This window comes from Sorangium sp. So ce693, from assembly GCF_051521375.1.
In the GTDB taxonomy this organism is placed as follows: Bacteria; Myxococcota_A; Polyangia; order Polyangiales; family Polyangiaceae; genus Sorangium; species Sorangium atrum.
The window spans coordinates 3,229,694-3,251,893 of the sequence record NZ_CP150347.1 but is presented as its reverse complement, the minus strand read 5'-3'; the positions used below and the strand labels follow the sequence as shown (position 1 = coordinate 3,251,893).

Here is a 22,200-nt window from a genome sequence, read left to right as displayed (position 1 = left end):
GGCGGCGGTGTCTCGAAAGAAGATCCTGCTGGTGGACGACTCGGAGACCGTCCTGATGATGGAGCAGATGATCCTCCGGAAGAGCTATGACGTGGTCACTGCCAAGGACGGCAGCGCCGGGGTGGTCAAGGCGCTCGCCGAGCGGCCTGATCTGATCCTGCTCGACGTGATCATGCCGGCGATGGATGGATTCGAGGCCTGCCGGAGGCTGCGTTCGGAGGAGGCGACGCGGGAGACGCCGATTGTCCTCGTCACGAGCCGAGGTGAGGTCTCGCACAGGGAGGAGGGGTTTCGCAGTGGCTGCTCGGACTACATCACGAAGCCGATCGACTCCCTGGAGCTCCTCGAGAAGGTCAAGAGCTGTCTCGGCGAATGAGGTGAAGACCGACATGTCGCGTGATGGACAAGCTGAGCGCTGGGTGGAGCACGCGGTGCGCCGCGAGGGATCGCCGAGAGCGCACGTGAGCGCGCTCGAAGGGCAGAAGAAGAGGCTCGCGCGGCGCGCCCGCGCGCTCGGCCGGCTGCTCGGCCGGGCTCGGAGGGCCCATGGGCGCCTCGAGGCCCGCGCCGCCCGCGCCGAGGCGGCGCTCGCGCACGCCGAAGGCCGATGCGCAGCAGAGGAACAGCAGCGCTCGCAGCTCGCGAGCCTCTATGTCGCGAGCCGCCGGCTCCTGCCGCTCCGGACCCGTGAGGAGGCGTGCCGCGCCCTCCAGGACATCATCGCGAACCTCGTCGGCTCGGAGGAGATCGCCGTCTTCGAGATCGATGGCAGCGGGGCGGCGAGGGTCGTCGCGGCCTACGGCATCGATCCGTCGTCCGCCGTCCTGGTGGCGCCGGAAGAGGGCGTCGTGGGGCGCGTGGCGCGGAGGATCGAGCCGTATTTCCGGCAGGGCGCCGCGCTCGGCAGCGACGCGGCCGCCCCCCAGGCCCCCTGTGCGCGCGGCGAGGGCGACGTCATGGCCTGTGTCCCGCTCACGATGGACGAGCGCGTGGTCGGCGTCATCGCCGTCTTCCACCTGCTCTCGCAGAAACCCGCGCTCGGGCCGCTCGATAAGGGTCTTCTCGAAGCGCTCGGCACCCTGGCTGCCGGACCGTTCTGCGCGGGGCGGGAGCGCTGCGGCGCCCTGGAGATGCGATGACGATGCTCAAGCCCCCGTCGCAGCGGTTCGGCGCGGGAGGAGCGCGGCCGAGCGTGCCCCCCCCGAGCAGCCCGCTGGCCCACTACCTCACGCCGGGCAACATCTTCGCGTCGGACGAGCCGACGATCATCACCACGATCGTCGGCTCGTGCGTCGCGATCTGCCTCTGGGAGCCGTCGCTCGGCGTGGGCGGCATGAATCACTACGTGCTCCCCAGCTGCCCGAACCTCGGCTTGGCGCTCGGGCGCTTCGGAGATACCGCCTTTCAGCAGCTCGTCGATCGCCTCGCGGCCTTCGGCGCCACGCCCCGCTCGCTCCAGGCCCGGATCGTCGGAGGCGCCTGCATGATCTCCGCCTTCCGGGAGCGGGACTCTCACCTCGGACACCAGAACGTGGCGGTCGGGCTCATGATGCTGCGCGCCGCCGGGATCCGGGTCGTCCACCAGGACACGGGCGGCAGCCAGGGCCGGAAGCTCATCTTCCGCACCGACGACGGCAGCGCCGCCATCCAGCCCCTGTGATCGCGATGGATGCCGAGCGGGCCGCGCTCATGCAGATGTTCGCCGCCGAGACAGCGGAGCACCTCGACGAGCTCGAGGGCGCGCTCCTCGAGCTCGAGCGGCGGCCCGACGCCGGCCACCTCCTGGAGCGCATCTTCCGCGTCGCCCACACGATGAAGGGCAATGCCAGCTCCGTCGGCGCCCACGGGCTGAGCGAGCTCACCCACGCCGCCGAGGACGTGATCGAGGATCTCCACCGGGGCACGCTGCCGGTGACCGGCATGGTGGTCTCCTTGCTCCTCGAGACGGTCGACTCGGCGCGCCGCCAGCTCGCGGAGATGGACGGCGGAGAGGAGCCGCCGGGGTCGACCTCCCTGCCCGCGGGCGTGCTCGAGCGGCTCAGGAACGCCCGGCGCACCGAGCGCGAGGGGCCCCCCTCGACGTCGAAGGGGGCCACCCCGAGCGTCGCGGACGAGGGCGACCGGGGCTCGGTCGCGAAGACCGTCCGCATCACGGTCGAGAAGCTCGATTGCATGGTCGATCTCATCGGCGAGGTCGCGATCACCCGGAACCGGATCGCGCGCGAGGTCCAGCTCGCGGGCGGCGCCGTCGGCGCGGCGCTGCGCGACGGCCTCGAGGAGCTCGATCGGCTGAACACCAAGCTCGAGGAGGCGATACGCCGCGCGCGGATGGTGCCTGTCGGCCCCTGGTTCCGGCAGTACGAGCGCGCCGTGCGCGATCTCGCGCGGTCGCACGGCAAGCTCGCGCGCCTCGTGGTCGTGCACGGCGAGGTCGAGGTGGACACCGCGGTGATCGAGCGCCTCCGCGACGCGCTGACCCACCTCATCCGCAACGGCATCGATCACGGCCTCGAGCCGCCCGAGGTGCGGAAGGCGTGCGGCAAGGACCCGCGCGGGACCATCACCCTGCGCGCCGCCCACGAGGGCGGCGGCATCGCGCTCCGCGTCTCCGACGACGGCGCGGGGATGGACCGCGCCCGGATCGCGGCGCGGGCCAGCGCGCAGGGCAGGTGCGCGGACCCCGCTGCGCTCTCCGACAGCGAGATCTACGGCATGGTGTTCGAGCCGGGCTTCTCCACCGCCGCGACCGTCTCCGACCTGTCCGGCCGGGGGATGGGCATGGACGTGGTGCGGCGCCGCGTCGAGTCGCTGGAGGGCTCGATAGGCATCGAGAGCGCCGCGGGGGTCGGCACCACGCTGATCCTCCGGCTCCCGCTCACCCTCGCGACCATCGAGGGCTTCTCGGTGAGCGCCGCCGGCGAGCGGTACGTCATCCCGCTCCGCGCGGTCGTCTCCTGCGTCGGGCTCCCGAGCGGCGCCTCCGCCGCGGGCCCTGGCGGCATCCTCCACGTGCACGGGCGCGCGCTGCCGTGCGTGCGGCTCCGCGACCTCTTCGCCCTCTCCGGGCCTGCGCCGGCCCGCGAGAGCGTGGTGGTGGTGGCCCACGAGGGGGGCCAGGCCGGCCTCGTCGTCGACTCGCTCGACGGCGAGGGCAGGACCGTCATCAAGCCGCTCGGCCGGCTCTTCCGCCGCACCCGGGGCATCACCGGCTCCACGGTCCTCGGCGACGGCAGGCTCGCGCTGATCCTCGATGTGGACGCTCTGCTGAACGACCTCTCCCGCGGCCGCGACGGCGGCGGCGAGCTCCCGCCCCTGGATCGACGGCGGCGAGCGCCGCCCTTGAAGGCGCGGGAAGGGGCGATGGATCCGGAGGGAAGGACACGATGAACCGGCTCAAGATTGCGATGCGTCTGACGCTCTCGCTCACGTTCATGGCGATGCTCATGGTCGCCATCGCGATCTCGGGGCACCTCAGCCTGACGTCCGTCGCGCAGCAGACGCACGAGATCCTCGTGTCGGACGTCCGGGAGCTCGCGGTCGCGATGCAGCTCGAGCGGGACCTCATGGAGCTCCGCCGCTACGAGAAAGACTGCTTCCTCAGCATGGGCGATCGCCCGCTCCAGCAGGGTTATCAGGAGAGATGGAACGAGTCCGAGGCGGAGATCCAGCGGCGGCTGGACGAGCTCGAGCGCATCGTGACGCTGCCCCGGGAGCGGGAGTCGGTCACCGCGATGCGGCGCGACGTGACGAGCTACGTCGTCGGCTTTCGCCGCGTGATGCAGGACGCGCTCGCCGGGCAGCTGCCCACGGCCCAGGCGGCGAACACCGCGATGGCCGGCGTCAAGGGCGAGATCGATCGGTTCGAGGACTCGGCCGAGAGCTTCGCCCAGGCGAGCACGAGGGACATGGAGGCGCTGCAGGCGTCGCTCAGCGGCGACGCGCAGCGCGCCTCGCGGGAGATGGGCCTCATCGCCTTCGCGGCCCTGGCGGTCGGCGTGGTCGTCAGCGTCCTCGTCTCGCGCAGCATCACGGGGCCGCTGAGCTCGGCCGTGGGGCTCGCCAGGCGGATCGCGGAGGGTGATCTGCGGCACCGGGGCGTGGCCGCGGGCCGCGACGAGCTCGGGCAGCTGGAGGAGGCGATGGCGGAGATGGCGGACAAGCTCTCGACCGTCCTCCTGGAGATCCGCACGGGCGCCGAGTCGCTCGCCGCCGCCTCGACGCAGATCTCGGCCACCTCGCAGAACCTGTCGCAGGGCACGAGCGAGCAGGCGGCCGCGGTGGAGGAGACGTCGGCGAGCCTCTCGGAGGTGAGCGGCTCGATCCAGAAGAACGCCGAGAGCAGCCAGCAGACAGGCGAGCTCGCCAACGGCGCCGCGGACGCCGCGGATCAGAGCCTCGAGGCGGTCCAGCGCACCGTCGCCGCGATGCGCGACATCGCCGAGAAGGTGTCGATCGTGCAGGAGATCGCCTACCAGACCAACCTGCTCGCGCTGAACGCGTCGATCGAGGCGGCCCGGGCCGGCGAGCACGGCCGCGGCTTCGCCGTGGTCGCGAGCGAGGTCCGCCGGCTCGCGGAGCGGAGCCAGGCCGCCGCCAAGGAGATCGGCGCGCTCGCGTCGACGAGCGTGCAGGTCGCCGATCGCTCGGGGCAGCTGCTCGAGGAGATGGCGCCCGCGATCCGGCGGACCTCGTCGCTCACGCAGGAGGTGGCGACCGCGTCGGTGAGCCAGGCCGACGCGGTCGGCCAGGTGAACAGCGCCATGCGCCGCGTCGACGAGGTGACGCAGCGCAACGCCGCGATCAGCGAGGAGCTCGCCAGCACGGCCGAGGAGCTCGCGGCGCAGGCCGACGCGCTCTCGGGCATGCTGCGCTTCTTCCGGGTCGGCGACGAGCTCGCGTTCCCCGAGCGCACCCGCGTGCCGCGCGCCGCGGGCGACGCGCGGCGCCTCCCGCCGCCGTCCCGGGAGGGCTCCCCGGCCTCGCCGGCCGCCTCGAACGGCGCCGCGGTGCTCGCGACGCTCGCCCGGGCCAGGACGAACGGGGCCGGGCGCGCTGCAGCGCTGCACGAGGACGCCGAGTTCGAGCGCTTTCCCTCACGGGGCGCGGATCGGGCTACCTCCGGGCGCGCGGAGGTCCCGTGAGCGCCGCGCCGGAGCCTCGATCGTCGCAGTACATCTCGTTCTTCGTTGGCGGGGACGAGCTCGCGGTGGACATCCTCCGCGCGCGCGAGATCGTCGAGATCACCGCGATCACGCGGGTGCCGAGGATGCCGCAGGCCGTGCTCGGCGTGCTCAACCTGAGGGGGCGGGTGATCCCGGTCATCGACCTCGCCGTCCGGCTCGGGCTCCCGGCGTCGGTGATCACGCGGCAGAGCTGTATCCTCATCGTCGAGACGGAGTTCGACGGCGAGCTCACCCGGATGGGCCTCTTCATCGACGCCGTGGGCGACGTCGTGGACCTCGACGCAGCGGCGATCGAGCCGCCGCCGCCGTTCGGCACGCGGGCCCGCCTCGACCACCTCCTCGGCCTCGGCAAGGTAGGCGACAGGCTGCTCTTGCTGCTCGACATCGACCGGATCCTCTCGCCGGAGGAGCTCTTCGCGGCCGCGTCGCTCGAGGCCGAAGGCGGCGCCCGCGCGGCGCTCCCGGGCGCGCCGGCGCAGGGCGAGCCCGCGGGGGCGGCCGCGCTCGGCGCCGGCGAGGGCAGGCCGCGGCCTTCCCCGTAGGCGTCGGCTGCCAGAGGGAGAGATCGGCCGTAGCGGCTCGGTTCCCGGCGCGGTGGCCAGCGCGCCGCTCATCGCGAGCGACGACGTTCGCGCTCAGCGACGAGGGCGGTGCACAGCCCCGGCCTCGTCCGCCGCAGCGGGTTGTCCGGCCACACCGGCCGCCGCGGCGCGCAGCGCGGACATCGCTTCGTTGTATGCAGGACTGCCTGGGGCGCAGAGCGCTACATTTCGCGGACCCGACCACGGATTGCTCTCCAGCGCCCCGATGGCGCTGTCGATCGTGTCGAAGTGAGAGAACCACCGCTTCGCGGCGGCCACGACCCGAGGGGCGAGCAGCCGAAGGACCTCGACCAGCTCCGATTCCGACAGGCGAAACGACCAGGGTGTATCCTCCCAGTTGAACGAGCGCGCCGGCTGCGTGCAGAACTGGCAATCCGAGGGAGCCGGATTGTTTCGGACGGCGTTTCGCAGCCCACAGCCAAACTCGACCTGGAAGATGCCGGCGCGAGGGCAATGGAACCAGACGACGTCGACGAAGTACGGGCGAACCCGCCACATGGCACGGCCTGGGTTGTTGAACCCGAGGTCGGCGAGTCTCGGGCCGACGATCTGCGAGATCAGCCGCTTCACCTCAGGCCATGAAAGCATCGTCTACCCTTGGCTGCCGAACGGGACCTCCACCGCGAACGGGGACGCTGTGATCAACGCCCCGTGGGGCGCTGGAGATCCCACGCGTCCGGGTATCGATGTTCGACCCAGTGGGTACCAGGTGCCAACGAACCAAGCTTGTATGGTTGTACATCATGGCTAACGGCCTCAATCGAGCACCGCCGGGGCGCTCACGTAGACGTGCTCGACCGGGATCCCGCGGGCCTCGAGCTCGGCCAACAGCCCACCGAGGTCGGCTGCCGACTCGGGCAGGCGCTCAATCTCGCGCCCATCCAGCGCGAAGAGCCACAGCCCGCCCTCCAGCGTCTTCGACTCCGTCCAGTCGTCATTCCGCGCGAAGCGCGCGCGCACGATGATCCCCAGCGCATGGCTCGAGCACTTGTCGCCTCGCCTGACATGGAAAGCACCGTCCGAGAGCGACACCACGCACGGGACCCGACTCCGGGGAATGAGACCGCGATGCTTGGCAATGAAATGCCATGGGATGAGAGCCAGGAGAGGCAGGAACGGTCCTACGACCGCAAGGACGTAGACGCCTGCGCGGAGCCAGCCCGGTGAGCGATCATTCAGGACGATGGCGAGCCCAGCCACGCTGATCGCCAAAGCGGCAAGCATCTCATTCCAACGCCACCTGGACTCTCTGGCCATTCGCACGTCTCCCGGCGCACCGATACCGCCATTGCAATCCCGCCTAGATCGCCCGCGCGGCGACAACGAGGACCATCGGCACTTCGGAGAACAGCGCGCCGTTCGCCGGCCCATCGAGAGGCTCTTCCAGCCGCTCCAACACAAAGCCGGCGCGGATGAGATCGTTGACATAGGTGGAGAGCATACGGTGATACGAGCCCATGTGCCCGCGCACGCCGTCGCCGCCGGAGTTGAAGTGTCCCTCCGACGCATAGCGGCGGATCACCACGCCCATCGGCTGACCTTCCTCGTCCAGGAGATTCTCCGGCGCGTCGCGCACATGGAATGGAGATAACGATTCGACCTCAGCCCGCGATCGACGAAGTCGATATAGAAATCGACGTTTCGGTCATAGACGGTCGAGCTCATGTTCTCGCCTGGCACTCCTTTCCGTTAGTCGACCTAAGAGGCGGGACCAGGTCTGTCTAGTTCGTGCCTTTGGGGCCTCCCTCACAAAAAAAATCTCACGGACCGGCTCTGCTCCGCAAGGGCCAAATGCTGCCCAGCGCCGTAGGCTAGATCCGTCTAACCGGGCGGCAGTCGCTGCCGTTCCCGGGACCTGGGGCGCCTGGGGGGGCGGCGGACGCGCTGCCGAGGCGCCGCGCCGCGCCTGGCTGACACGGAGCGGCCGCCTCATCGGGAGGTTGCCGAGACCTACCGGTCCGTTCACAACCTCGAACCGAAGGCGCCATCGCAGGCTGCGGACGCCCAGGCCGGGCGGTTGGGAAGACCCATCTCGGGTGAAGGAGCTCCGGCGAGCGAGGCAGCGGTCTTTCCGCATGGACCGGCGACGAGAGGAAGCACAGCGCCAGCGAGATGAGCGTCGCCGCTCGCAGGGAGCGAGCGGCCAGTCCAGAAGCACCCATGAAACTCCTCGACCCAAACGAGGGGGATCCGACGCCCGCGGACGCGCCGCCCGGGCTGCGTGAGTGGCTCGGCCGTTTACCACCTTGAGTCCGCTCCGGACGGTCGATAAACATGCCTCCGAACGCCTGTCCTCCAGGTGGGTCCTGGGCTGCTTGACCGGCGCAAGATGGTGTTGGTACGGTCGGCCACGGTTTGCGGGTGTGTGTGGACCGGTCGACTGGGGGGAGAACACCGATGAAGCACGTGCTGGGCGCCTTGCTCGCTTTGCTCACCTGCGGCTGCTCGATACTCGATCCCGACGACCGCGACGAGCTGAGGCGCCGGATCGCAGCGCTGCCTCCCGCCGAGATGTCGCTCATGAAGAGGACGATCATGAACGTCAAGGCGATCAACTGGCTGAACGGAAAGTATGAAGGCGATCAGGTGGGCAAGCTCCAGTGCCGCTACCAGGCCGGCGGTCAGTGGAGCAAATGGACCGACCAGGAGCCGACCCACACCGTCGCCGACCTGCTCGAGTGTCTCATTCAGAGACCTTTTGCCGTGACCTACATCATGTGCAAGGACGAATGGGAGTCCCTGGAGCGCCAGCTCAGGAAGACCGACCTCGAGAACAGTCTGCCGGTGCCTGGAGGCGCGAGCATCGATTGCCGGTACGTGTGGGATTTCCGCTACGAACCGGAGAAGGTGCCTCCTGAGCTGATCGACCCCAACGAGATATCGGCGGATGATGTCATCGATGCCATGATCGCCTTGCCCGCGCCGCCTCCTGGATGGGCCGCTCCTCAGCTCGCGCCGCTCCTCTGCCCGCTCGGCGCCGGACCGGGCTGGGGGTGCCCTCCCAGGCCCACCGACACGGACGGCGAAGAGCCTGCGAACCCGACTGGCGGAGACCCCGGAGACTATTGATGAACCCGTCCACCGGGGCGACGCAGCCCATCGTACGCCGCTTCCTGCGCGAGGTGGCCATTGGATACGGGCTCTTCTCGACCCGGGATCCCGAAGAATGGAAGCCGTACTTCGAGGACCTCGGCAAGCTGTGCGCCGAAGCATGGCACGACGACCTGCCGGAGCAGGACCGTGCATGGGCGGCTGCGTGGCGCGAGCGATTCGAGAAGTGGGTCGAGGGACCGGGGCCGAACGGCACCGGCCCGCAGGCGACCGCGAGCGCCCTCCCGAGCGGCCACAGCGCCGTCCCCGGACGGTTCACCCCCCCGTGGCCGATGTTGCTCGACGCTGTCGAGGGCGCGTTCCTCTCGTTCCTCGATGGCTTCGAGGCGGCGCCCGCCGGCGAGAGCGAAGGTGCTGCGGCCGAGGTGATGTCGCGCCTCCACCGGACCTATCTGTGGCAAGCCCTCTCGTCCGGCGACGCGGCCGAGAAGCACGGGCGCGTGGCGCTCCGCGCCTTCCAGAGGGGGTTTGCGCTCGGGCACGGCGATAGGCCGGGTTCAATGAAGAGGCCGATCCCCGCGATGCTGGAGCCGCCATGGTACTGGGGGGCCGGGCTGCCGGAGTACCCAGGACCCACCGCCGCCCGCGAGCGAGCGATCCGCGCCCTGCCTGACCCAAAAGATCGGAACGAGTGGGCGTCACGCAAACAGGAGCTGCTCGAAATCTACGCCAGCGCGTGGCGGGAGGACGTCCCGGACGAGGACCGCGAGTGGGCCCAAGCGTACCGCGATTGCTGCACGGGGCACGTCAACCGCCGCCGCCTGGACGCGATCGCTCGGAGCGCCTATGAGAGCTACCTCCAGAGCAGTGGTGGCGTCTTCGACGGGGCGCCCGGACGAACGTGGCCGAATCACACCAGTCGGGAACTAGAGCCCTGGCGTGCTTTCGCGGAGCGGGTCGATGACGCGCCCGAAGGCGAGAGCGAGCTCGAAACCGCCGAGGCGGCAGTTCGCGAATACTGGGATACGCTCTACCGGGACGCCCCGCCGTGGGACAGCGACCCGGACCGGGCGCACTGGCTCGCGGCGGCCCGCGCGGCTCGCGCCAAGGCGCTGGCCGGCTATGAGCTGCCGAAGCGACGTTGGCTCCGGTGAGGGTCGATGACGCGCCCGAAGGCGAGAGCGAGCTCGGCACGGCCGCGGCGACAGCGCGACGAATGGGACATGCTCTGTAGGAATTTTCCGCCGTAGATCGCTATCCGGCCCAGGCACACTGACTCGCGGCAGTCCGCGGTGCCTGGAGAAAGGCACAGGCCGACGATGGTCCACCGAAGATGGCCCCGACGCTTTCTGATGGGTCCCTGTGCCGGGCTCGCCGCGATCTCGCTCGTGTCCACGGTCGCCCGCGCGGAAGACGGCACGCCGCCGCGATGGCAGATCGACGTCAAGGCGGCCTATGTCGTGCTGGGAGCCCGCGCCGCGCGGGCGACGGGCGGCATCATGCCGTCAGTCACCGGCTTGCACCGATGGCCCGTCCGTGAGGCCGTGGACGTCGGTATCGGCGCCGGAGTGGGCCTGTTCGGTCTGGGCGGCGACGCACGCTGGCTCGGCGTGCTGGGAGGTCCGGCGACGGCGGCCCGCATCGTGCCGTTCCGCATCCCCTTGTCGTTCGAGCTCGCGACGCGGCTCGACTTCGGGCGCATCCCCGTGTGCAACACATGGGGGTTATGCTCGCGGTATCACGGGTTCTTCCCGGCCGTAGAGGCCGGGGCTAGCTACCGATCGACGGAGCACATGGCAGTCGCGGCGACCTGCGGCGTCCGCTTCGTCCAGAAGCTCGCATGGTCTGGCGTCAGCGTGGAGCCGGCAGTGGCGGGTCGGTTCTCCTGGTAGGAGCAGCCCGCCTCTACCGCCTAGGGTCGCGCGCGTTGTGAGGGCGTTCGCCATGTGGCCCCCGGGCGATGCCCGGCGCTCGCTCTCGACCGCGGTCGACAAGTCCCGACGCTCCGCCCGGTTCAGCCCTCGCTTGACCTCCGCGGGTCACCCGAGGACCATCCCCGCAGCACCCGGGACGGGTGCCGGGGACACCGCGGATGGGAGGGAGAGCCAGATGATCGACCTGTACACGTGGACCACGCCGAACGGCTACAAGCCCGTCATCCTCCTCGAGGAGCTCGGGCTCGCCTACCAGATCAAGCCGATCGACATCGGGTCCGGCGCGCAGAAAACGCCGGAGTACCTGCGCATCAACCCCAACGGGAAGATCCCCGCGCTCCAGGATCACGACCCTCCGAACGGGCCAGTCACCGTCTTCGAGTCGGGCGCGATCCTCATCTACCTCGCCGAGAAGACGGGCAAGCTCTTGCCCGCGAGCGAGCCGGGCCGGTCGCGCGTCATCGAGTGGCTGATGTTCCAGATGGGCGCGGTGGGGCCGATGCTCGGCCAGCTCGGCCATTTTCGCAGCGCCGCGCCCGAGAAGATCCCCTACGCGATCGAGCGCTATCAGAACGAGCAGGACCGCATCTACAAGGTGCTCGACGGCCGCCTCGCCGAGTCCGAGTACCTCGCGGACGAGTACTCGATCGCGGACATCGCCACGTTTCCGTGGATCTCCGGGGCCGCGCGCATGGGGATAGCGCTCGAGCCGTACCCGAACCTCGCGCGCTGGGAGCAGGCGATCAAGGCGAGGCCGGCGGTGACACGAGCGTTCGCGGCGAAGATCAAGCCCTGAAGGCCGCGCGCAGGTAAAACCTGCAGCGGATCGCGCGGCGCTCGCGTACACTCCGGGCGCTCGGCATGGATCAGCCCGTCCCCGGGGACAGCAGGGCGCAGCAGGCAGACGTCGCGGGCGCGCTCGCGGAGCGGGCCTTCGACGCGCTCGGCGTCCTGCTCCGCGGCTTCGAGGACGCGGCCGAGCGCGACGGGACGGGCGCGCTCGAGGACGCCCTCGCCCGCGGTCCGGAGCACCTCCACGCCGGCCTGCTCACCGCGATCCTCAGGCTCGTGTTCCTGCTGCACGCGGAGGACCGCGGGCTCCTGCCGGCCTCTGACCCGTACTACGCGGCGCACCTCGGCGTACGCCCGCTATTCCAGCAGCTCGCGGCGGAGCGCGGCGCGCGCCCGGGCGCGCTGCGGCGGCGCTTCGGGGCGTGGCCGCGGCTCGTCGCGCTGTTCCGCGCCATCTTCCACGGGCTCCGCCGCCCCGAGCTGACCCTGCCGGCGCGGGGAGGGCAGCTCTTCGACCCCGAGCGATACCCGTTCCTGGAACACGCGAGGCCGACGAAACACGCGGCCCCGGACGCCCTCGCGGCGCCGCGCGCGCCGTCGGTGGACGACGGCACGGTGCACGCGGTGCTCGAGCGGCTCCTCGTGCTCGACGGGCGCCCGCTGTCGTACGGGGCGATCGACGTCGAGCAGCTCGGCGGCCTCTACGAGGCGCTCATGGGCTACCGGGTCGAGCGCGCCGCCGGGCCGACGGTGTGCCTCCGGCCCGACAGGGTCTGGGTGAGCGCGGCCGAGGCGCTCGCGCAGCCGACGGCGCGACGGACGGCTTGGCTCGCGGAGCGGGCAGGCATCTCGCGGCGGGAGGCGGGGAAGCTCGGGGAGGCGCTCGCCGCCGCGGAGACCGCGGCCGGCGTCCTCGAGGCGCTCGGGCCGCTGCGCGCGAGGGACACCGACGTGCTCGGGGCGGGGCGGCTGTTCCTCCAGCCAATCGCCGAGCGGCGGCGGACGAGTGCGCATTACACCCCGAGGAGCCTGTCCGCGCCGATCGTCGCGCGGACGCTGGAGCCGCTGCTCCGGCAGCTGGGCGATGAGCCTGCGTCCGAGGCGCTCCTCCGGCTCGCGATCTGCGATCCGGCGATGGGCTCCGGCGCGTTCCTCATGGAGGCGTGCCGGTACCTGGCCGACCAGGTGGTGGCCGCCTGGGCGCGGGAGGCCGCGCGCGGCGACGCTGCGGCGGCGGCGTGGCTCGCCCTGCCGGGCGAGGGCGCCTTGAGCCACGCGCGGCGGCTCGTCGCGCGGCGCTGCCTTTACGGCGCCGACAAGAACTCCTTCGCGGTGAGCCTGGCGAGGCTGTCGCTCTGGCTCGTGACGCGCGCGCAGGACGAGCCGTTCACGTTCGTCGATCACGCCCTCCGGCACGGCGACTCGCTCGTCGGGCTCGACCTTGCCCAGCTGCGCGGCTTCCACTGGAAGCCCGCCGCGCCGGCATCGCCGTTTTGCGAGGCGATAGACGCCGCGGTAGCGCGGGCGCTCGAGCTCCGGCGGCGGCTCGCCAAGGAGGCGGACGAGGCGATCGCCCGGGCGCGGCTTCTCGGCGACCTCGTGGTGGGGGCGTTCTTCGCGCACGAGAAGGACCGTGACCGGCTGAAAGAGCGCGACCGGCGGGCCGCGCTTGCGCTCGCGTGGCTCCGAAGCGGCGAGCCGCCTTCGGAAGAGCTCCTGTCGATGCAGCAGGCGCTCCGCGAAGGGACGCCCGGGCGGCCGCCGCCGCTGCCGGCGTTCCACTGGCCGCTGGAGCTCCCGGAGGTGTTCCAGGAGCCGCGCCCGGACGCGCCAGGCGGAGCCCTCGATCCGCGGCCGGCGCGGCTCTGCGCGTTCGTCGGGAACCCGCCGTTCCTGGGCGGGAAGCGGATCTCGACGGATCACGGCGAGCTCTACGCCGCGTGGCTCGAGCAGCTGCACGGCGCCACGAAGAACACCGATCTGGCCGCCCACTTCTTCCGCCGCGCGGCCGCGCTGCTCGGGCGCCGCGGGACGGTGGGGCTCATCGCCACGAACACGATCGCTCAGGGCGACACCCGGCGGTCGGGCCTCAGGCCGCTCGTGGAGGCGGGGGGCGCGATCATCTACCACGCCGTGCGCAGCGTCCCGTGGCCAGGAGACGCCGCGGTCCACGTCGCCGTCGTCCACCTCGCGCTGGGCATGTCGCCGGGCGACGGCGTGCCTCCGCCGCGGCTCGACGGCGTGCCAGTGGGCCACATCAACTCGCACCTGCGCGCGATGCCCGAGCGCCCCGACCCGCGCCCGCTCGGGGCCAGCCGGGATCTGTGCTTCATCGGCTGCTTCCTCCGGGGCGACGGCTTCGTCCTGACCGACGGCGAGGCGCGCGCGCTTCTCGCGGGCGATCCTGCGGCCGGCGAGGTGCTCCGCCCGTTCCTCGGCGGCGAGGAGGTCAACTCCTCCCCTTCGCACAGCCCCCACCGCCACGTGATCGACTTCGGCGAGCGCGGGCTCGAGGAGGCCGGCCGGTGGCCCGCGCTGCTCTCGATCGTGCGGAACCGGGTGAAGCCCGCGCGAGATCGCCTGAAGGGCACCGGGATCGACGCGGGCCACCGGGCGCGGTGGTGGCAGTTCGCCAACACGCGGCCAGAGCTCCGGCGCAAGATCGCTCCGCTCGAGCGGTGCCTCGTCGCGGCGCGGGTGACGAAGCACCTGTGCTTCGCCTTCCAGCCCGCCGGCCGGACGTTCTCCGACCAGCTGTGCGTCTTCGCGATCGACGACTACGCGCGCTTCGCGGTGCTCCAGTCGCGCGCGCACGAGTCCTGGGCGCGGCTGCTCTCCTCGACGATGGGAGAGGGCCTCCGGTACGCGCCGTCCGACTGCGTGGAGACGTTCCCCTTCCCTCGCCCGGACCACCTCGCCGAGGGCGGCCGCGTCGAGGCCGCCGGCGAGCGCCTCTACGTGGCCCGCGCGCGGTGGATGCTGGCGTCACGGCTGGGGCTGACGGAGACGTACAACCTCATCAAGGACCCGAGGTGCAAGGAGCCGAGCATCGTCGCGCTGCGCGGCCTCCACGAGGAGATGGACCGGGCCGTCCTGGCGGCCTACAGGTTCGACGGCGTGGAGGTCCCCCTGTACGCGGAGCCAGCGACGCCGGAAGAGCGGCAGGCGCGGAGCGCGTTCGAGGACGCGCTGATCGACCGACTGTTCGCGCTGAACGAGGCGCGCGCCGCGGAGGAGAAGCAGGCTGGAGCCGAGGGCGAGCGGTAGCCTGAGGAGCCTCGGCAGACGGCGCAGAACATAGTCACAGCCGAATTATCTAGCGCGATGGATACCCGCAGGTTCCAGGTTGAATTGCAACTCTCCCCGGCAGGCGCCGCCCCCTCCAGATTGAATTTCAATCGTCCCCGGAGGGCGTCGACAGGTAATGGTCGCGTTTGCCTGAAACGCGACCATTACCCGTCGAACCCTCCAGATTGAATTTCAACTCTCCGGCAAGGTGTCGACACCGTCCGGTGAGAGCTTCAATTCTACCGGCAACCCCGGCGCGTCGATGTTTGACGCTGTGTGCCAGGCGCAAGCCCTGCGAGAGTTCAAACACCGCATGGCACGCTTCCGACGCCCGCACCGCCGACCGTTCCTCCAGCACCGCTTTCTTTCGCCCACACCACACGTACCCGAAGCCACACGTGCGCATAGCTGCGCCCAAGACACCGCTCGGACCTATCGCCACGTTCGTATCGTGCTCGTGTTTGCCCGGCCGGTAGAGCATGGGGGCGACGCTCGGGCCGGAGCTGTCGCGCGGGGCCTCGCGTGGCTGGAGCTGGAAATCAAGCAGCCTGTAGCGCTTGGGATTGAGCGCCTCCGCATGATTTTGGATCTCGGCCAGGCGCGGGAAGTGATAGTCTCAGGGATCATGACAAGACTTCATTTCGCGACGCGTTGCTGCGCTGTGCTCGCCGCCCTCTGGCTTCCCGTCATCGCCTGTTCATCGGGCGGCAACGGCAACACCACGGGGAACGCCGAGGTCGGCCAGGGCGCCGGCGGCTCCGGCGGCGCCAGCAGCGTCAGCAGCGTCAGCACCACCAGCACCGGCGAGGATCCCGGGGGCGACATCGGGCTGAACAGCACGGGCCCGGGCGGCGACCCGCCGCCCGACGCCGGTCACGAGACGACCTGCGATGACGCGGGCAACTGCACCTGCATCAACATCGCTTCGATCGGCCGCGAAGGAGTCTGGGGCCCGTGCAGCAGCGACAGCACCACGGCGCTCCAGGATTGGCTCAACACGCAGAGCACGGCCCAGGTCGACAACTACAACAGGGAGAAGCCGACGCTCACGGCGGAGTTTCTCGCCAAGTACGACGTGATCCTCCTCCAGTGGATGGTGACGAAGGGCGCCCAGAACGACGACGGGGCGCCGTGGGAGTTCACGCCGGACGAGGTGAACGCGCTCAAGGACTGGGTCAACAACGGCGGCGGGCTCATCGCGCTGAGCGGTTATCAGTGCAATGGGCAGGGATGCACCATCCACGACATCACGGCGACCAACCAGCTCCTCTCGTTCACGGACATCCAGTTCAACTCCGATGGCCTGATTGACCCTGCGCAGAACGGCTGCGCGAACTGCAACTGCTGGGGCGGCTCGCTGCCGCTCGGCGGCGACCTCCCCGTGGCCGTGGGCACCTGGAACCAGGACACGCCGATCGGCAGGAACATCCAGAGCGTGGGCGCCTACATCGCGCGCTCGATCAAGTCGACGACCGCGACCGTCGATAGCACCGACGGCAGGAACAATTTCGCGGTGCACGAGGAGATCGGCAAGGGCCATGTCGTCGCGTTCGGCGACGAGTGGGTGACCTATTCGGGTCAGTGGCGCGGGACGGCCGCGTGCCTCAATCCGCAGATGTACACGGACCCGAACAGCCCCTGCTACGAGAGATCCGCGGCGCAGGTCTTCCAGATCTCGCAGTTCTGGTACAACGCGATCAAGTACGCGGCGTCGTCCGTCGAGTGCTTCACGATCGAGGACCCGGCCATCATCAATTGATGCCCCGCGGCGAGCGCGACGACGGCGGCGGCGCATCGGCTCATCGAGCCCGCCGCTCGTCGCGCTCGGCCCGATCACACGGCGTGGAGCGTCATCTTGAGCCCATGGCGCGGCCGGAGGGTGGTCAGCGCCTGCGGCGATACCGGGTGACCGGGCACGAGGCGCATGCGGAGCCGCCTGAGCAGGGCGGCGATCAGGATCTGCGCCTCCATGATCGAGAACAGGTTGCCGATGCACTGACGCGGGCCGCCGCCGAACGGCATGTACGCGTAGCGCGGGCGGGAGGCCGAGCGCTCCGGCGTGAAGCGCTCGGGGTCGAACTCCGCGGGGGCCTCCCAGAACGCCGGGTCGTGGTGCATGACGTACTGGCTGACGATGACGGTCGCGCCGGCGGGCACGGGATAGCCGCAGATCTGGTCGTCCTCCTTCACCGTGCGCGGCAAGAGCCAGGAAGGCGGATACATGCGCATCGCCTCCTGGATCACCATCTTCGTGTACTCCATCCTCGACAGGTTGGCGGCCGTCGGCCGCCGGTCGCCGACGACCTCCTCGATCTCCGCGCGCAGCTTGCGCTCGACGACGGGGTTCCTGTCGAGCAGGTAGAAGAGCCAGGTCATCGTGATCGCCGTCGTCTCGTTGCCGGCGATGAACATGGTGACGAGCTCGTCCCGGAGCTGGCGGTCGTCCATGCCGGAGCCGGACTCGTCCCGCGCGCGAAGGAGCAGCGAGAGGAGGTCGTCCCGCTCCTCCTTGCTCCTGCGGCGCTCCCGGACGAGGCGCAGGATCGCCTCGTCGATCCTGACGATCGCGTCCCTGAGCGCGCGCTCGCCCGGGAGCAGGCGATCGGGCATGAAGTAGAGGAACATCCTCGCGTTCAGCGCCTGGAACGCGACGAGGATCGCCTCGCCGAGGCTGTCGGCCTCACGGGGGCCGACGCTGACGCCGAACATCGTCGCCAGGATGACGCGCTGGGTGAGCTGCATCATCTCCTTGTCCATGTCGACGACGGCGCCGGCGCGAGCCCGCTCCTCGAGCCGCGGCAGGTCGCTCTCGACGACATCGAACATGAGATCGACCAGGCCCGCGAGCTGCCGCGACGAGAAGAGCGGCTGCATGCGCCGGCGGTTCCGGAGCCACTCGTCGCCCCCGGCCGTCACGAGGCCGTTGCCAAGGAGCCGCCCGATCGGCTTCCACATCCCGCCTTCCTTGGTGAAGTTGCGCCAGTTGTCGTTGAGAACGTACTGGGCCTGCTCGGGGTGCGTCACCAGGTAGGCCCGGGTGAGCCCGAGGTCGAGCTCGATGAGCTCACCCGGGTGCCGCCGCGCGAGCTGACGGAGGACGCTCGGCGCGTCGCGCGCCAGCGCCGGGAGGAGCCCCACCACCGGATAGCCGCGGGCGCGCGGCGATGGCTTGCGCGCCGAGGGTGGGGCAGCTCGGGACAGAGGTTCGAGTTGTTCGAGCATGGTCGCGCTCTCCTGGCCCGCAGCGGGAGTCTGCGTTCGGCCGGAGAGCATCCTACGATGCTGCGCGCCGAGCACTCCAGGCCCGAGTCCGATGAGACGATGTCGCAGGATCGGCGGAGATATCGCCATATCAGCGGCCGGCCCCTTCGGGCCGGACGCCCCTGGAGCGGCAACCAGGTTGACACCACCAGAGAAGCGCAGAATCTGGGGCCGCCAAGGCGCCAAGGACGCCAAGGACGCCAAGATAAGATTCTGTGCCTGGCGCCTTGGCGCCTCCGTCATTCCGGCAGGTCGGGGGCGATCGCCGTCACGGCGCCTTCGGGCGCGGGGAGAGGACCCGCGCCTTCAGCCAACCGTCGATCGCGAGGTCGATCTCCTCGAGCACGCTCTCCCTGGTCCGCCCCGCGGACTTGAGGAGATCGAGCGAGTGGTCGCCGCCCTCGATCACGTGCAGGCTGGGCCGCTCCCCGAGGCGCTTCAGGACGGGCCGGAGGAGCGTGAGATCACACAGCGGGTCGCGCGTGCCCTGGAGGAACAGGAGCGGCGCGGGGATCGCGGGCAGGTGCGCGTCCCGGAGCGGCGAGCGCTTGCCCGCGGGGTGGAGCGGATAGCCGAGGAACAGCAGCCCGTCCGCGCGGACGCCGCGGGCCGCGAGGAGCGACGCGATCCGCCCTCCCATCGATTTGCCGCCTATCACGAGGCGCTCCGGCCGGTCCTCGAGCACCCTCCCGATCGCCGCCTCGAACGCCTTCTCGAGGAGCGGCTGCCGATCGGGCGCCTTCCGGCCGAGCTCCTTGTAGACGAAATTGAAACGGAGAACGGTGTGCCCTCGCGCCGCCAGCCGCCCGGCGACGTCGACAACGAGGGGCGCGTTCATGTCGTTGCCGGCGCCATGGCCGAGGACGACGGCCAGGCCGGAGCGCTTCGCTCGCGTCCTCGGAGCGTGGATCACGCCCGAGACAGGGCTGCTGCCGACGATCGGAATCGAGATGGAGCGCTCGGCCATGAGGCCCATCCATGCCACGGACCGGCGCCGCTCGTCGAGACGCACGTCGGTCGAACGCCCGGAGACGGCGCGGCCGCGTCGCGCTCGGCAGGATCCCGACCTTCACCCTCCGGATTCCTGGAGGTGCGCTCGCCTCGATCTGGTAGGCTGCGGCGCAGGCGTGCTGGCGCGAGGGTGTTCTGTATCCTCCGCGCAATCCGTGGTCGCGCCGAGGATCGAGGGGACATGCAATCTTCACAGCCACTCCGCTCTTCACACGCGGCGGCAGGCGCAGGCCGGCGAGCGCGCGCAAAGGCCCTCTTCCTGCTCCCGGCGCTCGCCGCGGCCGTGTCCATGTGCGGCGGTCGGAGCGATATCCTCCTGGAGCCAGGCACCGAGGGAGCAGGTCCGGAGGAGCCAGGCCCCGACGAGCCAGGCCCCGGGTGTGTCCCGACGCCGGAGGTGTGCGATGGGCTCGACAACGACTGTGATCGGATCGTCGATGAAGGCTGCGTTTGCGCGGAGGGCGAAAGACGGAGCTGTTACACGGGCCCTCCGGGCACCCAGGGCGTCGGGGTGTGCAAGGCGGGCGATCAAGTCTGCTCCGGCAATGCCTGGGGTCCGTGCACCGGCGAGAGCGTGCCGGCGCACGAGGAGGCGTGCGACCTCGTCGACAACGATTGCGATGGGCAGACCGACGAGGGCATATGCCCCGCTGGAACTGCCTGCGGCGTGAGCCTCGCCGCGGACATGGCCTCACTGCCAAAGGGGTGGTCCTTCAATGGGGACGCCTTCTGGGATGCCGACAGGCTGGCTGGCGTGCTCACCGAGGCCGAACACGGGCAGGCAGGCACCATCATCTACCGGAATCCCCTCGCCGCCGACGTCTTCACCGCGGCGTTCGAGTTCCGCCTCGGCGGCGGCGACGGGATGGGCTTCATGCTCCAGACGACAGGAGAGACGGCCGTGGGCGACGGCGGCGGCGGACTCGGTATGGCCGGGCTCGCCGGCTTCGGCGTCGAGATCGACACCTACCACAACCTCGGTTGCACAGACGCCAACAAGAACCACGTGGGCGTGGACGATCTCACAAAGCCTTGCGACGGGGGCGTCCTCGGCTCGCTGGGCCAGGGGACGAGCGGCGTCGCGCTCGGCGACGGCGCGTTCCATAAAGCGCAGATCGAGCTCGACAAGGGCAAGGTGAGCCTGAACATCGACGGCAAGCTCCAGTTCCAGGGGTTCGCCATCCCCGGCTTCCCCGTCGGGTCGAAGTTCTTTTATGGTTTCGCCGCCGGCACGGGAGCCGCCACCGCCCGCCAGGAGATCCGGAATGTGAAGATCACTTTCCCCTCTCCCCGCTGCCTCTGAGCGCCGGCGCCAAAGGACGTTTCGTCGCGCGATCGTCGAGGTCTGCGGCGACCTCCTGCTCGTTCCGGGGAGCAGGTGCGCCCCAGCAGCAGGTGCACCCCAGGAGCACGGCGAGCCGCGTGTGGGGCGCCCTACCGACTCGGTCTCGGGCGCACATTATCCCCATGTCAAAATTCTCGAACAGCCCTGGAATTCCCTTCCTGAGCCCCTTATCCTTCGGGTCCGCCTCGTGAAGCTGTATGCTTGGGAGACAGCGGCCGATATACTGCCGGTTCGGCACCACCTCGGGTGCCGCCCGCGCGCGACCTGGCCCCGCGGATGATCAAGGCACCAGGTCGCGTGAGTTAGTAAATACATTTTACTTTGGAGCATGCGAGCATGAGATCAGCACCCTTTACACTTCTCCTCTCGGCGTTCCTGTTTGCAGCCGGCTGCTCGGACAGCGGTGACGGCAATGGAGACGAGACGACCGGCAGCGGCAGCGCGACGGGCGGCACCGGCGGAGGCACGACGAGCGCCAGCAGCGGCGCGACGAGCGGCAGCGGCGGCGACGCGACGAGCGCCAGCAGCGGCGCGACGAGCGGCAGCGGCGGCGACGCGACGAGCGCCAGCAGCGGCGCGACGAGCGGCAGCGGCGGCGCGACGAGCGCCAGCAGCGGCGCCGGCGGCGAAGGCGCGGGCGGCAGCGATGGCGCGGGCGGCGGCGCCAGCGCAAGAGTCCCTGCGGCGAGCGCCAGCACGCTGCGGGAGGCCGGTGAGAAGGCGAACCCCCCGATCTTGATCGGAGCGGCCATCTCCGGTGGTGGTCTCGGCAACAACGACTACAAGCGCGTCGCCGCCGCTGAGCACAGCTACGTGACGGCGGAGAACGAGATGAAGTGGGACTCGCTCGAGCCCAGCGCGGGGAACTTCAGCTGGGGCTCCGCGGACAACATCGTGAACTGGGCGCGCCAGAACAACATGAAGGTCAAGGGCCACACCCTGGTGTGGCACAACCAGCTGCCTGGCTGGATGAGCTCCATGACCGGCAAGGACAATGTAACGGCGGCCATGCGAAGGCACATCACCCAGGTCATGGGGCACTTCAAGGACCGGGTCGACACCTGGGACGTCGTCAACGAGGCCGTCCAGACCGACAGCGACACCGGGGTCGGCAATCCCCGCATGAGGCCCTCGGTGTTCCTCAACCAGATCGGGGAGAACTACATCGACCTCGCCTTCCAGATCGCGAGAGAGCAGGATCCGAAGGCCAAGCTCTATTACAACGACTACAGCATCGACGCGCGCAACGCGAAGGTCGACTTCGTCTACAACATGGTCAAGGGGATGGTCGATCGGGGGGTCCCGATCGACGGCGTCGGGTTCCAGATGCACATCGGGCCGCCGAACAACGAGGCCACTGGAGCGGACGTGGCGGCGAACCTGAAGCGCTTCACCGACCTGGGCCTGGAGGTGCTGATCTCCGAGATGGACATCAACCGCTGCGGCGGCGTGGTCACGGCGGAGGAGCAGCTCGCGTACTACCACGACATCGTCGAGGCCTGCTTCAAGCTGCCCAAGTGCACGGGCATCACCTTCTGGGGCATCAACGACGGCAGGTCGTGGCTCAACAGCTGGAGCGGGGCGCTGTGCAACGGGCAAAGCTCGCAGTCGCTGCTCTTCAACGACCAGTACGGGAAGAAGGAGACCTACAACCGGGTGATGAACGCCCTGCTGGGCAAGTAGCGCCTTCCGCGATCCGCGGGCGGCGACCCTTTCATCCCCGTCTCCGCCCG

Annotated in this window: 19 protein-coding genes; 14 read left to right on the top strand and 5 right to left on the bottom strand. The window is 70.1% G+C overall.

From position 1 onward, the window contains the following. Positions 1–7: 7 nt before the first annotated feature. From WMF14_RS12555 to WMF14_RS12530, 6 genes are read left to right on the top strand one after another with little or no spacing between them, the layout of a single operon-like run. Positions 8–376, top strand: a complete 369-nt coding sequence (locus tag WMF14_RS12555; RefSeq protein ID WP_437328911.1) for a response regulator — start codon at positions 8–10, stop codon at positions 374–376. Positions 377–389: 13 nt separating this feature from the next. Next, positions 390–1,139 (top strand): GAF domain-containing protein, encoded by a 750-nt coding sequence (locus WMF14_RS12550; protein WP_437801161.1) that lies wholly within the window; start codon positions 390–392, stop codon positions 1,137–1,139. Beyond that, the gene (locus tag WMF14_RS12545) at positions 1,136–1,660 is read left to right on the top strand and encodes a chemotaxis protein CheD (RefSeq protein WP_437801159.1); all 525 of its coding nucleotides are present in this window, start codon (positions 1,136–1,138) and stop codon (positions 1,658–1,660) included. The genes WMF14_RS12550 and WMF14_RS12545 overlap by 4 nt, the downstream gene beginning before the upstream one ends. Positions 1,661–1,665: 5 nt before the next feature. Further along, the gene (locus WMF14_RS12540; RefSeq protein WP_437804199.1) at positions 1,666–3,387 is read left to right on the top strand and encodes a chemotaxis protein CheA; all 1,722 of its coding nucleotides are present in this window, start codon (positions 1,666–1,668) and stop codon (positions 3,385–3,387) included. After that, positions 3,384–5,141: a methyl-accepting chemotaxis protein gene (locus WMF14_RS12535; RefSeq protein WP_437801158.1), complete on the top strand. Its 1,758-nt coding sequence runs from the start codon at positions 3,384–3,386 to the stop codon at positions 5,139–5,141. Before WMF14_RS12540 ends, WMF14_RS12535 begins: the two co-directional genes overlap by 4 nt. Further along, positions 5,138–5,725, top strand: coding sequence for a chemotaxis protein CheW (locus WMF14_RS12530; RefSeq protein WP_437801156.1), 588 nt, complete (start codon positions 5,138–5,140; stop codon positions 5,723–5,725). The genes WMF14_RS12535 and WMF14_RS12530 overlap by 4 nt, the downstream gene beginning before the upstream one ends. Positions 5,726–5,818: 93 nt before the next feature. Here the strand turns inward: WMF14_RS12530 and WMF14_RS12525 are convergent, their stop codons facing one another. The 3 genes from WMF14_RS12525 to WMF14_RS12515 form a co-directional block, all read right to left on the bottom strand. Beyond that, on the bottom strand, positions 5,819–6,355 hold the full coding sequence (locus tag WMF14_RS12525) for a hypothetical protein (protein WP_437801155.1): 537 nt from the start codon (positions 6,353–6,355) through the stop codon (positions 5,819–5,821). A gap of 186 nt (positions 6,356–6,541) precedes the next feature. Continuing rightward, positions 6,542–6,820 carry a hypothetical protein gene (locus tag WMF14_RS12520; protein ID WP_437801153.1) on the bottom strand — a complete coding sequence of 93 codons (279 nt, stop codon included), beginning with the start codon at positions 6,818–6,820 and terminating at the stop codon, positions 6,542–6,544. A gap of 265 nt (positions 6,821–7,085) precedes the next feature. Beyond that, positions 7,086–7,316 (bottom strand): hypothetical protein, encoded by a 231-nt coding sequence (locus WMF14_RS12515; protein ID WP_437801151.1) that lies wholly within the window; start codon positions 7,314–7,316, stop codon positions 7,086–7,088. Positions 7,317–8,182: 866 nt separating this feature from the next. On the opposite strand from WMF14_RS12515, the gene WMF14_RS12510 reads away from it, so the two are divergent. The 6 genes from WMF14_RS12510 to WMF14_RS12485 all read left to right on the top strand — a co-directional run bounded on the left by WMF14_RS12510 (position 8,183) and on the right by WMF14_RS12485 (position 16,609). Beyond that, positions 8,183–8,854, top strand: a complete 672-nt coding sequence (locus WMF14_RS12510; RefSeq protein ID WP_437801149.1) for a hypothetical protein — start codon at positions 8,183–8,185, stop codon at positions 8,852–8,854. After that, positions 8,854–9,990, top strand: coding sequence for a hypothetical protein (locus WMF14_RS12505; protein ID WP_437801147.1), 1,137 nt, complete (start codon positions 8,854–8,856; stop codon positions 9,988–9,990). The genes WMF14_RS12510 and WMF14_RS12505 overlap by 1 nt, the downstream gene beginning before the upstream one ends. A 198-nt stretch (positions 9,991–10,188) precedes the next feature. Beyond that, the gene (locus tag WMF14_RS12500; protein WP_437801145.1) at positions 10,189–10,728 is read left to right on the top strand and encodes a hypothetical protein; all 540 of its coding nucleotides are present in this window, start codon (positions 10,189–10,191) and stop codon (positions 10,726–10,728) included. A 217-nt stretch (positions 10,729–10,945) separates the two neighbouring features. Continuing rightward, on the top strand, positions 10,946–11,566 hold the full coding sequence (locus WMF14_RS12495; RefSeq protein ID WP_437801143.1) for a glutathione S-transferase family protein: 621 nt from the start codon (positions 10,946–10,948) through the stop codon (positions 11,564–11,566). 65 nt (positions 11,567–11,631) lie between these two features. Beyond that, entirely contained in the window at positions 11,632–14,829 is a 3,198-nt protein-coding gene (locus WMF14_RS12490) for a DNA methyltransferase (RefSeq protein ID WP_437801141.1), read from the top strand. Positions 14,830–15,475: 646 nt separating this feature from the next. Beyond that, positions 15,476–16,609 carry a hypothetical protein gene (locus WMF14_RS12485; protein ID WP_437801139.1) on the top strand — a complete coding sequence of 378 codons (1,134 nt, stop codon included), beginning with the start codon at positions 15,476–15,478 and terminating at the stop codon, positions 16,607–16,609. Between the two features lie 74 nt (positions 16,610–16,683). On the opposite strand, the gene WMF14_RS12480 is transcribed toward WMF14_RS12485, so the two are convergent. Continuing rightward, on the bottom strand, positions 16,684–18,072 hold the full coding sequence (locus WMF14_RS12480; protein WP_437801137.1) for a cytochrome P450: 1,389 nt from the start codon (positions 18,070–18,072) through the stop codon (positions 16,684–16,686). Between the two features lie 307 nt (positions 18,073–18,379). Continuing rightward, positions 18,380–19,078, bottom strand: a complete 699-nt coding sequence (locus WMF14_RS12475) for an alpha/beta hydrolase family protein (protein WP_272102978.1) — start codon at positions 19,076–19,078, stop codon at positions 18,380–18,382. Between the two features lie 225 nt (positions 19,079–19,303). On the opposite strand from WMF14_RS12475, the gene WMF14_RS12470 reads away from it, so the two are divergent. Further along, the gene (locus WMF14_RS12470; protein ID WP_437801135.1) at positions 19,304–20,425 is read left to right on the top strand and encodes an L-type lectin-domain containing protein; all 1,122 of its coding nucleotides are present in this window, start codon (positions 19,304–19,306) and stop codon (positions 20,423–20,425) included. Between the two features lie 378 nt (positions 20,426–20,803). Further along, entirely contained in the window at positions 20,804–22,150 is a 1,347-nt protein-coding gene (locus WMF14_RS12465; protein WP_437801133.1) for an endo-1,4-beta-xylanase, read from the top strand. Positions 22,151–22,200: the final 50 nt, after the last annotated feature.